Here is a 16,446-nt window from a genome sequence, read left to right as displayed (position 1 = left end):
ATGAAAAAAATTGTCACATTATTGGCAACTGTATCAGCTGTAGCCTTTTTGGCAGCCTGCTCGGAACAGGAAGAGAAGCCTATGACTATGCCCACAACCAGCAGTTCATCTAGCGAGGCCCCTCAGACAAGAACAGTCACCCAAGCAGCTGTTGGTCAAGAGGCACCTGACTTTACTCTGCAGTCTATGGATGGAAAAACTGTCAAACTTTCTGACTATAAAGGCAAGAAAGTTTATCTAAAATTCTGGGCTTCTTGGTGTGGACCTTGTAAGAAGAGTATGCCAGAATTGGTCGAATTGGCTGGTAAAACAGATCGTGATTTTGAAATCTTGACAGTTGTAGCACCAGGCCTCCAAGGAGAGAAGTCTGTCGAGGAATTTCCAAAATGGTTTCAAGAACAAGGTTATAAAGATGTACCAGTTCTATTTGACACTTCAGGAGAAACTTTCCAAGCCTATCAGATCCGCAGTATCCCGACTGAAATCCTCATTGACAGTCAAGGGAAAATCGGGAAAATCCAGTTTGGCGCTATCAGTAATGCTGATGCAGAAGCAGCTTTTAAAGAAATGAAATAAAGCAAAAAAAGAATGGACTTATGATCCATTCTTTTTAGTTTGTAAGGTAATTAAGCGCTAGCACCTGATGTCGCATCAGCTCCTCCGTCTCCATGACCTCCATCGCCTCCGGCATCAGAAGCACCAGAAGTAGCGTCTGCGTCTCCATGACCTCCGGCAGGAGCAAATGGTCCGCTGCCTCCAACCAAACGTTGACCAGTTTCTTTTAAGTACCAGTCAAGCCATGGTTGGAAATTAAAGACAATTTCATTAATACCTGCGTATGATCCGTCAGGATAGTACATAGCTTGGTAGTTGTGAGTATTGATAACGCCTGCAGGTGAACCTGGGACGATTGTACGTACGTATTCTTGGTTTCCGTTGCGAAGTGTTCCGATAACCCACTCTACATTTTTCATCCGAGCTGGTGGAAGAGAACCATGAACGGTTGACATGCGGCTACCTGATTGAGGTGGCACACGTTTGGCAAACATGGTGTCTGGGTCTTGGTGGGCGTTGTTGTAGTAGAGGAATTGGTTGTTATCGTCAGCGTATGTCAATTCAAATGGCATAGCTTTCAAGAACATATCAATTTGATTAACGGTCAAGATACCATGGTCAAGTTTGACATAAGTATCGCCTGAAACAGCGCCAGTGATTTCAGCGACTTTTTCCACCCATTCTGGATCATCTGGATCAACTTCTGTAATTGTCGTAGCAATTGGCTTTCCGCAGTCTAAGTCTTCAGGTTCAATTGGTTTTGGTTTTTTCAATTTTGAAACGACCTCTACATATTTGATAAAGTTATCTAAGCATGTTTCAAGGAAATTCACAGTTCCTTCGTTGGTAATATTGCCATCATTGTCAAAAGCTTCCTTGGCTTTGCCCAGCAAGAACTCATTGCCTGGAAGGGTGTAAGCATTGACACCAGGTGCGTCTAGGATTTTACGCAGGTGAACTTGAGCACGAGAAGTTCCTTGGTCGTAGTATGATGCACCAACAATCATGACCGGCTTGTTTTCAAAAGGATGAACCTCGTAAGAGAGCCATTCTAAGACACTCTTCAAAGGAGCGCTGATAGTATGATTGTGCTCAGGGGTTGCGATGATGACACCGTCAGCACGTGTGATTTTGTTATACAAATACCGCAACTGAAAGCTTTCATCCCATTTTTCATCCTGGTTAAACATTGGGACTTCATCAATTTCTAAGACTTCCAATTCAAATTTAATTTTGAATTGACGGCGGATGAATTCCAATAATTTTCGGTTATATGATTGTTCGTAGTTTGATCCTACAATTCCAACAAATTTCATTCTTTCGGTCTCCTATCTTACAATTTTTCCCAGTTAAATTCTTCAGCATCTTTGCGAAGTAATTCTTGAGCGTTGCGCAATTTGTCTGTGATTTTGACAAAGATACGGAAGTCATCAAAGATAGCATCCAATTTTTTGACAACATCAAGATCCACCAAATCTCCGCTTGGGTCAAAAGCTTGAAGAGAATGTGAAAGCAAGAACTCATCTGGAAGTACATTCGCCTTGATTTCTGGAGCGTTCAAAATTTGACGGAGCTGCAATTGGGCACGAGAGGAGCCAAGTGTACCATAAGAAGCACCAGTGATCATGACTGGCTTGTTCAGCAATGGATAGATTCCGTAAGAAAGCCAAGCCAGCGCATTCATGAGCACAGCTGGGATAGAATGGTCGTATTCAGGTGTGCCGATAAGTACGCCATCCGCAGCATCGATTTTTTCGGCAATTTCTGATACCAACTCAGGGACGTTTCTGTCAGCAGGTTTATTAAACATTGGGATATCTTTAATCTCAACCAGCTCGATTTCAGCCTTGTCAGCGAAGTGCTTAGACATATATTGAAGAAGTTGCCGGTTTGTAGAACGGTTAGAATTTGTTCCAACAATTGCAATAAGTTTTAACATAAAATTTCCTTTCTGAAATGAAGATACAGAGCCCTCATGTATGCATTTATTTTTCTTTAGGCAAGTAAAACCTATAAGAAAGAGAGGGTCTTTTTTTAATGAGCATGTTTAAAAAGATAGGGTGATAGATGTGCCGCTTGGTGTGGCAGCAAAGTTATCACTTTTGAGAATTAAGAAGCAGGAATTAGCTGCTCTAAAAGCCCTGAGCTACAGAAGAGCTGACTGTCCTGGGTGATAATCAAGGCTTCAATCCCTGCTTGCTCTTCAATCTGGGACAGAATTGATGTCGGACTTTCACCAAATAGACGGGTTGTCCAGATTTCGCCATCTACCGACTTGTCTGAAACAATGGTCAGACTAGCCAATTGATTCTCGATAGGATAGCCTGTTTTGCGATTCAGAATGTGATGGTAGTTTTGCCCATCCACTGTAAGGGTTCGCTCGTAGATTCCTGATGTGACCACTGACTGATTGGTGACAGCTAAGATAGCTGAGTGATTGCCGCGAGGCTGTTTGGGATTTTGGATGCCAATCCGCCAGGCGCGCTGGCTGACTGCATTTTGCCCAATTGTCAAAACATTGCCACCGAGATTGATAAGAGCAGAAGTTACTCCCTGACTAAGCAAATAGTCCTTAATCTTATCAGCGATATAGCCTTTAGCCAAGGCGCCTAAATCCAGCTTCATGCCTTTCTTAGTCAAAAAGACACTACAATCTTCTGGATTCAACTCAAGCAAGTTGGTGTCGGTCAGACTTAGAGCTTGCTGAATCTCCTCTGTACTTGGGAGACGGGCGTCTGAAAATCCTATCCGCCAGGTCTGGACTAGAGGGCCGATCGTGATATTTAAGTGGCTGCCTTCTGCTAAGCTGTGATATTTTCCCAGCTCAATCAGCTCAAAAAGCTCTGGATGAACTGAGACACTTTTAATTCCTGCTAGATGGTTGATAGTCATAAGTTCAGAGTCTTCATCATTGGCACTGAAGCGATTTTTATAGACATGAAGCAGTTGGACCGCCTCATCTAAGAGTATTTCCGCTCGCTCATGATAGAGAGAGATGCAAATTGTACTCCCCATCAAATGAAGCGAGCGAGAAGCGAAGTCCACATTATCACAACCTTTCTAAAATTAACCTCTCTAGCCTTATTATATCAAAAAGATACCGGTTTCACAATCTTAAATTTGTTATATTCTCAGAAAATGAAACTTTGGAAAAGGTAGTTTTTCTGAGGCGTTTAGACTGCAGTGGTACAGCTTTTTAGGTAGTCTAAGAATTTTTGAAAATTTCGAGCAAATTTCTTGTAAACGCTCACAGGAGATGATATACTTGTCTAGTAAATTATAAATTAAGGTAGGACTATTCTTATGAGTAAAATCGTTGTAGTTGGTGCAAACCACGCAGGTACAGCGTGTATTAATACAATGTTAGATAATTATGGTGCAGAAAATGAAGTAGTTATTTTTGACCAAAACTCAAACATTTCATTCTTGGCATGCGGAATGGCCCTTTGGATTGGACAGCAAATCAGCAAGCCAGATGGACTTTTTTATGCAGACAAAGAAACTTTTGAAGCAAAAGGCGCAAAAGTTTATATGAATTCACCAGTTGAGTCAATTGATTATGATGCGAAAAAAGTTACAGCTATTGTAGACGGTAAAGAGCATGTAGAGTCTTATGACAAATTGATTTTAGCAACAGGTTCTCAGCCAATTCTTCCGCCAATCAAAGGTGCTGAGCTAGATCCTAACAGCCGCGAATTTAAGTCAACCTTGGAAAATCTGCAGTTTGTAAAATTGTATCAAAATGCTGCAGATGTTATCGAGAAATTGCAAGACAAGAGCAAACATATTGAACGTGTGGCAGTAGTAGGTGCTGGCTACATTGGGGTTGAGTTGGCAGAAGCCTTCAAACGTCTTGGTAAAGAAGTGATTCTGATTGATGTTGTGGATACTTGCTTGGCAGGTTACTATGACCACGACTTGTCTGATATGATGCGCCAAAACCTTGAAGACAACGGTGTTCAATTAGCCTTTGGTCAAACTGTTCAAGCTATTGAAGGTGAAAGCAAGGTAGAACGCATTGTAACAGATAAGGCTAGCTATGATGTAGATATGGTTGTCTTGGCGGTTGGTTTCCGTCCAAACACTGGTCTTGGTGCTGGCAAGTTGGAAACATTCCGCAATGGTGCTTTCTTGGTAGATAAGAAGCAAGAAACGAGCATCAAAGATGTTTATGCAATCGGTGACTGTGCGACTGTCTACGATAATTCTATCAACGATACAAACTACATCGCCTTGGCTTCTAATGCCCTGCGCTCTGGTATCGTAGCAGCTCATAATGCTTGCGGTCATGAATTGGAATCAAACGGTGTTCAAGGTTCTAACGGTATCGAAATCTTTGGTCTGAAGATGGTTTCAACTGGTCTGACAGAAGAAAAAGCTAAACGCTTTGGTTACAGCCCAGCTGTGGTTGAGTTTAAAGATACTCAAAAACCAACCTTCCTTGAAAAAGTCGAGCATCATGATGTTACAATTAAGATAGTCTATGATAAGGACACGCGTGTAGTTCTTGGAGCTCAGATGGTTTCTAGAGAAGATATGTCTATGGGTATTCATATGTTCTCATTGGCCATTCAGGAAAAGGCTACAATTGATAAATTAGCCTTGCTGGATCTCTTCTTCCTGCCACACTTCAATAAACCATACAACTACATTACTCAAGCAGCTTTGCGCGCTAAATAAGAAAATAATTAAGTCTGGGACAGTTCCCGGACTTTTTTGTGTAAAGCCTTTAAAAAGAAAACTGAAATAAGAAATTTATATTTCATCTGTTTATCAGGCCTGCTTTGTGCTAGAATATTGGTAAAGTAACTATTTAGAGGAGATTGGGAATGGCAAAAAAGTCTATCTCGCAAGAGAACGACGTGAAGAGAGAATTTAATTTCGCAACTCATTCGATTATTTCCCAGGTTTTGCGAGGTGTCTTAGTCGGGATGTTTGCTGGTCTGGTAGTGGGGATTTTTCGATTTCTGATTGAAAAAATCTTTCATTTAGTGCAGGATGTCTACCATAGGAGTCAGCAGTCTATGCTTTGGTTGCTGGCCTTGGTATTGCTTTATTGTTTCATCGTCTTGCTCAATGCCCGCTTGGTAAAGTCGGAGAAGAATATCAAGGGGTCAGGGATTCCACAGGTTGAAGCAGAGCTGAAGGGTCTGATGTCGCTTTCTTGGTGGAGTGTTCTCTGGAAGAAGTTTGTATTGGGGATTTTAGCCATTTCCAGCGGTCTGATGCTGGGGCGAGAAGGACCAAGTATTCAGCTAGGCGCTATGAGCGGCAAAGGTGTTTCTAAATTTCTGAATCTAAGTGCTGCTGAGGAGAGGGCGCTCATTGCTAGCGGTGCGGCAGCAGGCTTAGCAGCAGCTTTTAATGCACCAATCGCAGGTCTGCTGTTCGTAGTAGAAGAAGTTTACCGTCATTTTTCACGCTTTTTCTGGGTTTCTACGCTGGCGGCCAGTCTAGTGGCTAACTTTGTCTCACTCTCCATGTTTGGACTTACGCCAGTGCTGGACATGCCGGATAATATCCCGGTCATGAGACTGGAGCAGTATTGGATCTACTTAGTCATGGGCTTGCTACTGGGCTTGTCAGGCTATATTTATGAGAAAGTCATTTTGAATATCCAGCTGGTTTATCAGTTTTTGGGTCGGTTGTTTAGGATTTCAGAAGCCTATTACCCTATTCTGGCTTTTGTATTGATTCTTCCGATTGGTTATTTCTTACCTCACTTGTTGGGCGGGGGCAATCAATTGATTTTATCTTTGACTGCTGGTCATTACACTGTGGGAACCTTGCTCTTGTTTTTTGCTCTGCGTTTTGTCTGGAGTATGTTAAGTTACGGCAGCGGTATGCCGGGCGGTATTTTCCTGCCTATCCTAGCTCTGGGTTCACTCCTTGGTGGAGCAATGGGTGCAGTCTGTCTGCAGCTGGGTTTGATTTCTCAGGAGCAATTTCCGATTTTCATTATTCTGGGCATGAGTGGCTATTTTGGCGCCATTTCCAAGGCTCCACTGACAGCCATGATTCTAGTGACTGAAATGGTCGGTGATATCAGTAATCTTATGCCTCTGGGACTGGTCACTCTGACTGCTTACATTATCATGGATTTGCTAAAAGGAGCGCCCGTCTATGAAGCCATGCTGGAAAAAATGTTGCCAGACAGTATCGAGGACCAGGGAGATACGACTTTAATTGAAATCCCTGTTTCTGAAAAGATTGCTGGTCGTCAAGTGCATGAGCTAAACTTACCAGATGGAGTCTTGATTACCATGAATATCCACAAGGGCAAGACTCAAACGGTCAATGGCAGCACGCGCCTCTACCTGGGAGATACGATTTACTTGGTGCTGAAAAAGACTGAGATTGGGAAAGTCAAAGAAGAGCTGCTTTAGCGATTTAAATATAGAGTTTTTGATTAAATTGTCAGACAATTTCTTGAAATATGAGAAAAAAACTGGTATAATTTACAGGAAATAATCTCATATCAGAGAGAAAACAAAGGAGTCACCATGAAAAAACTTGGCATCGTCCTATTTTCAACGGCAATTTTACTGACTGGCTGTGCAGCCAACAATTCTACAAACAAGACTGGCTCAAGCAGTCAAACATCCAGCAGCCAAACGGCTGTCAATCAGAAAGAATTGGACAAGGCGACAGCGGATTACAAATCTTTTGTCCAAGGACAAATCGATCAGCTCCTGACAGATACGGAAAAGTTTCGTGATACCCTTAAAGAAGGCAAGCTTGATGAGGCTAAAAAGCAATATCCGCTTATCCGTATGGCCTACGAGCGCTCGGAGCCGATTGCTGAGAGCTTTGGTGAATCAGATGTTAAAATTGACTTCCGCCTGGTCGACTATGTAGACGAAAACAAGACCGAAGAAGGCTGGTCTGGTTTCCACCGCATCGAAAAAATCATGTGGGAGCAAGATACAACCAAGGGAACGGAAAGTTATGCCGATCAGCTGGTCAACGATATTAAGGAGCTAAAAGCTAAAATCGCAACAGTTGAAGTGACGCCAGATATGATGCTGACAGGCGCTGTTGACTTGCTCAATGAAGTAGCAACCAGCAAGATTACAGGTGAGGAAGAAGTATTCTCTCATACAGATCTCTATGATTTCCGAGCGAATATTGAAGGGGCAGAAAAGATTTTTGAGCTCTTCAAGCCATTGATTCAGGACAAGGACGAGAAGCTTGTCAAGACCTTGGAACTTGAGTTTAAAAACGTCAACGGTCTTTTAGATAAGCACATGACCGACTCGGAAAACTACAAGCTCTATACAGAATTGACAAAAGAAGACACCAAGGAGCTGGCAGAAGCAGTTACCAAACTGGGTGAGCCTCTTTCACAAATGGGAGTCATTCTAGACGGGAAGTAATCATATGACAAACGACGAAAAATGGTTTAATAAAAAGATGGATCGTCGTGAATTTCTTAAAAAAGCAGGGATTGGAGGCGCTGGTCTTGCACTGGGTGTCTCTGGTGCATCTGCTTTTTTCGCTAATCAGGCGAAGGAAGATAAGAAATTCGCTGACGGTGAGGAAGAAATCAGCTTTTACGGGGAGCATCAGGCGGGTATTACAACCCCGATGCAGAAGAATATCTACTTTGTTGTCTTGGATTTGCATACGACAGATAGGGAGATCATTATCCAGCTCTTCAAGGACTGGACAGCCTATAGCGAGAAGCTGGTAGATGGAGAATTGGTCAAAAAAGATAATTCAAATGCCCTTTTGCCGCCAACGGATACTGGAGAAACTGTTGGTCTCAACCCTTATCGACTGACTTTGACCTTTGGGATCTCAGCCTCTTTTCTGAAAAAAATGGGCTTGTCGGACAAACGACCTAAAGCATTTCGGGATTTGCCGCCTTTTCCAAAGGAGCAGCTTAAAGAAAAATATACGGGTGGCGATATTGTCATTCAGGCCTGCGCGGATGATGAGCAGGTAGCCTTTCATGCGGTCCGCAATCTGGTTCGCAAGGGCAGAAATGCCATCACTATGAAGTGGAGTCAGTCAGGCTTTGCTGCTATCGGAGACCGGATGTCAACGCCTCGTAATCTCTTTGGATTTAAGGATGGAACGGCCAATGTGACCAAGGAAAAAGATTTTGACAAGGTCATTTGGTGTGATAGCAAGGACTGGATGCAGGGCGGCTCTTACATGGCTGTCCGCCGAATCCAGATGTTCCTTGAGACCTGGGACCGGACCAATCTGCAGGAGCAGGAAAATACTTTTGGCCGCTATAAGGAAAGCGGAGCGCCTTTTGGCAAGAAAGACGAGTTTGACGAGGTTGACTTAGACTTGCTGCCAGAGGATTCACATGTCCGTCTGGCCAAGGAAGTCGATAAGCCAATATACCGCCGGTCTTACTCGTACTCGGATGGGATTGATGAGAGTACTGGTCAGTTCGACACAGGCTTGCTCTTTCTCTCTTTTCAGAAAGATCCAGATAGCTTTGTCAAAGTTCAGACCAATCTAGGCGCTCAAGATAAGATGAATGAATACGTCACACATGTCGGCAGTGGCTTGTTTGCTTGCTTTGGCGGAGTGAAAAAAGGAGAGTACCTTGGTCAAAAATTATTTGAATAAAAGTCTCTTGATATTGGGTCTCTTGCTAGTTGTTTTAGCTAAGCCAGTTTTAGCGGACGAGAGCTACAGCAGTTTATTCGTCAAAATCACTGATGCCACCACGGCAATCAAGCAGAAGGATCAGGAAAAAGCCAAGCGGCTAGTCGGAGAAATCAAGACTGACTTTGAAAAGGTGGCTAATCACGACTCTGCAGCGGGACAAGAGGTAAGCAAGGCACTAGGCTTATCGGGTCAGGTGACGGAGGAGAAGCTGACACAGATTTCTGCAGCTCTCTTAAAGTTTGAAAAAGAGCAGAATCCAGTCGACTTAGAGGCCGAGAAAAAGAAGCTTCTCAGTAAGCTAGAGCCAAAATTTGAAAATCTGCAAAAGGCTATTAGTGCTAAGGATTTAGAAGCGACAAGAGAAGCATACAAGAAGATGAATAGCACCTGGACTACCAATGAAAGCGTGGTCCGAGACAACAGCACAGCTCATTACGGCAAGGTAGAAACAGCTATTTCATTCCTGCGCAGCGCCATTGAGACGGAGCCTACTGACTTTGACACGATTCAGTCTTCTTTTGATGATTTGAAAACCGCCATTGATCATTTTGTCAAAGGAGAGAAAGTCCAAGAAGCTGCTGGCAATCTGACGCTGAAAGATGGAATTAAGCTCCTAGAGGAAGCCTTGAGTCTCTTTCAAAGCGGCGATGATAAAAAGGCTGCTGCCAAGATGAAAGAGTTCATCACCATTTGGCCAACGATAGAAGGGGATGTCAGTGTCAATAATCCTTCGCTTTATACCAAGGTTGAGAGTCAGACACCTGTTATTATGGTCAAGGGGAGCGAAGAGAAGTATCAAAAGCAGCTAGAATCCTTGATTAGTGAGCTGTCCCAGATTGACACAACAGCTTCCTATCATTTTTTTGATGCTATGCTGATTTTGCTGCGTGAGGGTGTAGAAGCGCTCTTAATTGTCATGGCTTTGATAACGACTCTGAAAGCCTCCAAGATGAAAAAAGGACTCAAATGGGTTTATGCAGGAGCAGCGAGTGGGGTTCTAGCCAGTGCTGTGATTGCAGTTTTGCTGCAGTTTCTTTTCCCAGCAGTTTCTTCTGGATCCAATCGTGAGATTATCGAGGGTGCAGTGGGTATTTTCGCTGTCGCCATGATGATATTGGTTGGTATCTGGCTGCATAGCAAGGCATCTATTGAGAAATGGAATGACTTTATGGAAAGTCAAATGAAGGCTGTAACAGCCACGGGCAGTTTTCTTTCCATGTTTGCTCTTAGTTTTCTGGCGGTTTTCCGTGAAGGAGCTGAGACCATCCTCTTTTATGCGGGAATTCTGCCGCGCATCACTATGACTGATTTCCTTTTGGGAATCGGCTTGGCTCTTCTGGTCTTGGTCTTACTAGCCTTTATCATGAGCAAGGCGTCAGGTCTTCTCAAGCCACACAGTATTTTCTTCTGGCTGACCTGGCTAATCTATGCTCTGGCCTTTAAAATGCTGGGCGTCAGCATCCATGCCCTTCAGCTGACCAATATCCTACCGACTCACCTAATCAATGGCTTTGTGACAGTAGACTGGATGGGGATTTATCCAAGCCTAGAAGTGGTAGTTAGTCAGGCGCTCTTTATCCTGCTGGTGGTCTATGTTAGCTGGAAAAATCAGAGAAGTGAGCAGTAGCATGGATAAAAAAGAGCAGACTATTATTGAGCATTTGATTGAGTTCAGACGGCGTTTTCTAGCGGTATTGGCTTGCTTCTTCCTGGTTTTTCTGGTTAGCTTGCTCTTTTCAGCCGATATTTACCGATGGCTGACTAGTAATTTTGAGCAGAAGCTGCTGGTGCTGGGGCCGGATGATATCCTTTGGATTTATATCAGTCTGGCTAGTCTGGTCGCTTTTTCCCTAACCTTGCCATTTCTTGTTTATCAGGTCTGGGAGTTTGTCCGACCAGCTTTGCGAGCCAATGAAGCGCGAGCCGTTTTCGCTTATATCCCGGCTACCTTTATCTGCTTTGTTCTGGGGCTGGCTTTCGGCTTTTACTTTGTGACTCCAGCTATTTTGCAGGTCTTACTGTCGCTAGGGGAGGGGCTCTTTGAGACTCGGCTGACAGCACAGAATTATCTTAGTTTCGTCTTTTATACCACTATTCCGATTGCATGCCTTTTTGAGCTGCCAGTTCTTGTGTCCTTTCTGACTTCTATCGGTTTGCTCAATCCGAAATTTTTGGTAAAATATAGACGATACGCTTACTTCATTTTGCTGGTTTTAGCTGTTGTCCTGACACCGGCTGACTTTATCAGCGATCTGTCTATGACAGTACCTTTGATTTTGCTCTATGAAGTCAGCACCTTGCTCAGTCGCATCATTTATCAAAGAAAATCAACAAGGAGAAATTAATGGGACTTTTAAAAGACATCGGAGTACCTGGAGTAATCATTATTGTTCTGGGAGCTCTGCTTATTTTCGGACCAAAACGCCTGCCCGAACTGGGACAGTCTATCGGTAAAATGTTTTCAGAATTCAAAAAAGCAGTCAATCATGCTGGAGAAGAAGACAAGACCGAGAATAAAAATGAAAAAGAGTAAAGGAAAAGCACGGATAGCCGTGTTTTTCTTCTAGCATCAAGTATAGCTTGTGATAAGGAGTAAAAATGAAAAAATTGGAAGAACGCATTTTCCAAGATGGACAAGTCTTGGGTGAGAATATCCTAAAAGTTGACTCTTTTCTGACCCATCAGGTTGATTTTTCTCTGATGAAAGAGATTGGCCAGGTCTTTGCGGAGGCGGTAAAGGATGCAGGAATTACAAAGGTAGTGACTATTGAAGCTTCTGGTATTGCTCCGGCTGTCTACGTAGCAGAAGCGCTAGGACTACCAATGATTTTCGCTAAGAAGGCCAAAAATATCACGATGACAGAAGGGATTTTGACGGCTGAAGTATACTCTTTCACCAAGCAAGTGACTTCGACCGTTTCGATTGCGAGGAAATTTCTCAACTCTGACGATAAAGTGCTGATTATTGATGATTTTTTAGCTAACGGTCAAGCAGCTAAGGGCTTAATTACCATTATTGAGCAAGCAGGAGCGCAGGTTGAAGCGGTTGGCATTGTCATTGAAAAATCCTTTCAGGATGGCCGTCAACTTTTGGAAACTGCTGGTTATCGAGTCCTTTCTTTGGCGCGAATTGCTGGATTTGAGAAGGGGCAGGTTGTCTTTACTGAGGCAGATATATGACTTCCTTTTCCTTTTGACTATCTGTCTGGCTTATAGTATAGTAAAGATAGTTGATATTCTAAAATTTAAGCTCATTGATTTTACTTGGGTAGAAAAAGTTTTTGAGGGATTTCTATGCACCAAACTCATAATTTACAGCAGCGGATGCGGCTCTTTATTTCTATTTTTTTGCCAATTTTGATCTACCAACTGGCCAATTTTTCAGCTTCATTTGTCGATACGACCATGACTGGCCATTATGACACTCTGCATCTGGCTGGTGTTTCCATGGCAACTAGTCTTTGGATTCCATTTTTCGACCTGCTGATAGGGATTGTGTCTACCTTGGTACCCATAATCGGGCACCATTTAGGACAGGGGAAAAAAGAAAAGATTGCTTCTGATTTTTATCAGTTTATTTATCTTTCTTTGGGGCTATCGCTAATTTTATTTGCCTTGGTATTTGTGGGCGCTCCTCTGGTTTTGGCTTATCTTGGCTTAGAGCCTCTGGTAGAAGAAGTGGCTAAGAACTATCTTTGGTATCTGGCGCTCGGCATTATTCCTCTTTTGCTCTTTAGCACCATCCGTTCTCTGTTTGATGCTCTAGGGTTGACCAAGCTTTCCATGTATCTCATGCTCTTACTTTTGCCCTTGAATGGCTCTTTCAATTATGCCCTAATCTACGGAGCATTTGGATTTCCGGAAATGGGCGGAGCTGGAGCTGGACTTGGGACTTCTTTGGCTTATTGGGTTTTGCTTCTCATATCTTTGTTAGTAGCAGTCAAACATCCCAAAATCAGAGCCTATGAGCTGTGGAAGATTCGACCGCTAGATAAAAAGGGCTTAATCGAAGGCATTCGACTTGGTCTGCCTATCGGAGGAACGTTTTTTGCTGAAGTCGTGATTTTCTCGGTTGTTGGCCTGGTCATGGCTAAGTTTTCGTCACTAATCATTGCCAGCCATCAGGCGGCCATAAATTTTTCAAACTTAATGTATGCCTTCCCAATGAGTATTTCAACCTCAATGTCCATCATCGTTTCTTATGAAATTGGAGCCAATCGTCCTGACAATGTTAAGAAATTCTGTAAACTCGGGCGGCTGACGGCTTTGGGAATTGCTGGATTTACCTTTCTCTTTCTCTATATCTTACGAGACCGAGTGTCTGCACTCTATGGTTCGGATACCGAGTTTATCCGTATGACATCTGTTTTTCTGACCTACAGCCTCTTTTTCCAGTTGGCAGATACTTTTGCGGCTCCTTTGCAGGGCATTCTTCGGGGCTATAAGGATACTAAGGTGCCGTTTTACTTGGGTCTGATTGCTTATTGGGGAGTTTCGCTTCCCCTGGGACTCTTCTTAGATTACTATACTAGTTTAGGCCCTTATGGATATTGGATCGGTCTCATTGCTAGCTTGGTGACGAGCGGCATTCTCTTTCAGTGGCGGCTTAATCGTTTGGCTAAAAATATTACAAATTAAAGAGTGTTGGTTTGTCCCTTTAGGATAAGTCAGTGCTCTTTTTTTCACAATCTTTTGTTAAAATTAGATTAAAACATGAAAAACGCTTACATTTTTTCTAGTATATTGATTGTGAAAATGATATAATAAACATAAGATTATCAAGTTAAGTTTTTGTTAAAATAGGTTAATTTTTAAAATATTGTTTGCAGTTGACTTTGGTTTTCAGTAGAAAAGCGAGGAAACTATATGACCGAACACTATACCAATCTTTTGCAAGAAGTACTAAATGCTGCAAAGGAATTAGCTATTCAAAAACACAATTATCAAGTGGACATTCCGCATGTCTGGACAGTTTTGACCCAGCCTCAGGCTTTTGCCTTGGAATTCTATACCGGTTTGGACCTTGATATTAATGAATTTATTAGTGTCATCAATCAGGAACTAGCCAAGATTCCTGTATTTTCACATACGGACACGAACCGATTTGGACGTCAGTATAGCCAGCGTCTCAAGAATCTTTTGGATGATGCAGAGGCTGAGAGGACGGAACTGAGGGATGAGGTGGTAACAGTAGAACACCTGATTCTCAGTCTATTTCACCAACAGCGAAATCCGATAACTGTCTTTTTAAAGCAGGCTGGGATTGATAAGGAACTAGTTGCTAAAAAGTTGAATAAGGTTCGCCAAGGCAAACGAGCAGTCTCTTCCAGTCAGGAGAGTCGCTACCAGGCCCTGAGCAAATATGCAACTAACTTTAATCAGTGGTTGGCAGACCAGACCGGTAGGAAGGTGATAGGCTGCAAAGAGGAAATCAATGATATTATCCATGTCCTTTCCAGAAAAGACAAAAGTAATGCCATCCTCATAGGCTTTCCAGGTGTTGGGAAATCTAAAGTAATGGAGGGGTTTGTTGGCAGACTGATTGCTGATGATGTTCCAGAACATTTACTGGGCAAGGAAGTTTTTAAGTTAAATCTAGGCGGACTGATTGCCGGGACTAAATATAGAGGAGAGTTTGAAGAGCGCTTCAAGGCTGTTTTGGATGAAGTGCTGGCTGCTAAGGGGAAGATTATTCTTTATATTGAGGATATCCACCAAATCGTGACAGCAGGTCGGACAGAGGGCTCTCTTGATGCAGGCAATCTTTTAAAGCCGCTCTTGGCTCAAGGACAGATTAATATCATCGGCACAACGACTTTTGCTGCCTATCGAGAGAGCTTCGAGCTAGATCAAGCTTTGGAGGGGCGTTTCCAGCGGATTCGCATTGAGGAGCCTGATCAAGATAAGGCATTGACAATTCTGCAAGGACTGCGGGAGAATTATCAGGACTTTCACGGAGTTAGGCTGACGGACGAAGCCTTGCAGGCAGCAATCAGTCTTTCAATTCGTTATCTATCAGATCGTTATTTGCCTGATAAAGCACTGGACTTGATTGATGAGGCGTGTGCTGTCAAGAAAATCCAGCTAGCTCAAGCGGAAACTGGACGACCAGACGTCAGTCGAGAAGATATAGCCAGTATCGTAGAGCGTATAACGGGAATCAAAGTGCAGGGAATCATGGACAATGAGCGCGAACACTTGCTAAATCTAGACAAGCTCCTGCGCCAGAGAATTGTAGGACAAGACCAAGCTGTTCAAAAGGTTTCGGAGGCGATTTTGCGCTCGAGAGCAGGAATTCAAAATCCAAAGCGTCCTATTGGCTCATTCCTCTTTCTGGGGCCAACTGGAGTCGGTAAGACTGCTCTGGCAAAAGCCCTCGCTGAGCGGCTGTTTGGCAATGAGTTGGAAATGGTTCGACTGGATATGTCTGAATACATGGAAAAACATGCCGTGGCTCGTTTAGTTGGTCCGCCACCAGGCTATGTAGGATTTGAAGAGGGAGGACAGCTGACAGAAGCTGTTCGTAGGAGGCTTTATTCGATTGTCTTGCTGGATGAGATTGAGAAAGCCCATCCGGATGTATTCAACACTCTGCTGCAAGTCTTGGACGAAGGACGATTGACAGACTCTAAAGGGCGTACTATCGACTTTAAAAATACTATTTTGATTATGACAAGCAATATTGGCTCCCAGCAGATTTTGAAAAGTCTAAAAAGTAAACAGGGACTGACTGCTGAAACACAGGAAGAAGTTCTGTCCTTGCTGCAACATAGCTTTAGGCCAGAGTTTTTAAATCGGATTGACGATACGGTTATTTTCAACCCTCTAAGGGCAGAAGATATGATCAATATCGTAAAAATTATGGTTCATCAACTTCAGGAAAGGTTGAAACATCAGAAGATTCAGCTTCATCTGAGCGAAGAAGTTTACGCTTTTTTAGCCCAGAATGGCTACCAGCCGGAGTTTGGTGCTCGTCCTATTCAAAGAAGCATTATGCGCTATCTAGAAACGCCTTTGGCTCGTTATTTGGTTGAAAATAAGGAAACAACTGAACTGACAGTTCAAGTCAGTTTTAAGGATAGGCAACTGGATTTTAATTATTTGGTATAAGTTTCTTCTAAAAAGTAAGCGCTTACTATGTGTAGACGAAGAAAATGAAGAAAGGAGGTTCATAGCTTCTGAGCAGACGCTATCCTGAGATTTTAAAATGAGTCTTAGGTATACGAAAAATAATAAGATACTTTTTGTATCTATAGCCGA

General features: G+C 43.0%; 14 protein-coding genes. 11 read left to right on the top strand and 3 right to left on the bottom strand.

All coding sequences use genetic code 11. The features are described 5' to 3' along the window. Positions 1-576, top strand: a complete 576-nt coding sequence (gene sdbB / locus RG608_RS00460; protein WP_268686690.1) for a thiol-disulfide oxidoreductase-associated lipoprotein SdbB — start codon at positions 1-3, stop codon at positions 574-576. 50 nt (positions 577-626) lie between these two features. Here sdbB and RG608_RS00455 read toward each other — a convergent pair whose 3' ends face one another. From RG608_RS00455 to RG608_RS00445, 3 genes are all read right to left on the bottom strand, one after another. Further along, positions 627-1,871, bottom strand: coding sequence for an NAD(P)H-dependent oxidoreductase (locus RG608_RS00455; protein ID WP_002895552.1), 1,245 nt, complete (start codon positions 1,869-1,871; stop codon positions 627-629). Between the two features lie 17 nt (positions 1,872-1,888). Further along, complete coding sequence (locus RG608_RS00450) at positions 1,889-2,494, bottom strand: NADPH-dependent FMN reductase (protein WP_268686691.1); 606 nt, start codon at positions 2,492-2,494, stop codon at positions 1,889-1,891. 170 nt (positions 2,495-2,664) lie between these two features. After that, positions 2,665-3,600, bottom strand: a complete 936-nt coding sequence (locus RG608_RS00445; protein ID WP_268686692.1) for an FAD:protein FMN transferase — start codon at positions 3,598-3,600, stop codon at positions 2,665-2,667. Positions 3,601-3,858: 258 nt separating this feature from the next. Between RG608_RS00445 and nox the strand changes: the two genes are divergently transcribed. From nox to RG608_RS00395, 10 genes are all read left to right on the top strand, one after another. Continuing rightward, positions 3,859-5,235, top strand: a complete 1,377-nt coding sequence (nox, locus tag RG608_RS00440) for a H2O-forming NADH oxidase (RefSeq protein ID WP_308946386.1) — start codon at positions 3,859-3,861, stop codon at positions 5,233-5,235. Positions 5,236-5,384: 149 nt separating this feature from the next. Continuing rightward, positions 5,385-6,941, top strand: coding sequence for a ClC family H(+)/Cl(-) exchange transporter (locus RG608_RS00435; RefSeq protein WP_268686693.1), 1,557 nt, complete (start codon positions 5,385-5,387; stop codon positions 6,939-6,941). A gap of 117 nt (positions 6,942-7,058) precedes the next feature. Then, a complete protein-coding gene (gene efeO, locus RG608_RS00430; RefSeq protein ID WP_268686694.1) occupies positions 7,059-7,931 on the top strand; it encodes an iron uptake system protein EfeO in 873 nt (290 codons plus the stop codon). 4 nt (positions 7,932-7,935) lie between these two features. Then, positions 7,936-9,144: an iron uptake transporter deferrochelatase/peroxidase subunit gene (gene efeB, locus RG608_RS00425; protein WP_268686695.1), complete on the top strand. Its 1,209-nt coding sequence runs from the start codon at positions 7,936-7,938 to the stop codon at positions 9,142-9,144. Next, a complete protein-coding gene (locus RG608_RS00420) occupies positions 9,122-10,813 on the top strand; it encodes an FTR1 family protein (RefSeq protein WP_268686696.1) in 1,692 nt (563 codons plus the stop codon). The genes efeB and RG608_RS00420 overlap by 23 nt, the downstream gene beginning before the upstream one ends. 1 nt (position 10,814) lies before the next feature. Next, a complete protein-coding gene (tatC, locus tag RG608_RS00415) occupies positions 10,815-11,531 on the top strand; it encodes a twin-arginine translocase subunit TatC (protein WP_268686697.1) in 717 nt (238 codons plus the stop codon). Next, complete coding sequence (locus tag RG608_RS00410) at positions 11,531-11,719, top strand: twin-arginine translocase TatA/TatE family subunit (RefSeq protein WP_002897604.1); 189 nt, start codon at positions 11,531-11,533, stop codon at positions 11,717-11,719. The genes tatC and RG608_RS00410 overlap by 1 nt, the downstream gene beginning before the upstream one ends. Positions 11,720-11,784: 65 nt before the next feature. Then, a complete protein-coding gene (locus tag RG608_RS00405; protein ID WP_268686698.1) occupies positions 11,785-12,366 on the top strand; it encodes a xanthine phosphoribosyltransferase in 582 nt (193 codons plus the stop codon). A gap of 114 nt (positions 12,367-12,480) precedes the next feature. Continuing rightward, on the top strand, positions 12,481-13,824 hold the full coding sequence (locus tag RG608_RS00400) for an MATE family efflux transporter (protein WP_268686699.1): 1,344 nt from the start codon (positions 12,481-12,483) through the stop codon (positions 13,822-13,824). A 228-nt stretch (positions 13,825-14,052) separates the two neighbouring features. After that, entirely contained in the window at positions 14,053-16,296 is a 2,244-nt protein-coding gene (locus tag RG608_RS00395) for an ATP-dependent Clp protease ATP-binding subunit (RefSeq protein ID WP_268686700.1), read from the top strand. The last annotated feature ends 150 nt before the right edge of the window (positions 16,297-16,446 follow it).

This window comes from Streptococcus sp. IsoGale022 (assembly GCF_031142805.1).
GTDB classification, from domain to species: domain Bacteria; phylum Bacillota; class Bacilli; order Lactobacillales; family Streptococcaceae; genus Streptococcus; species Streptococcus sanguinis_A.
Note: the sequence above shows the minus strand (reverse complement) of the source record. Positions and strands in the feature narration are given on the sequence as shown.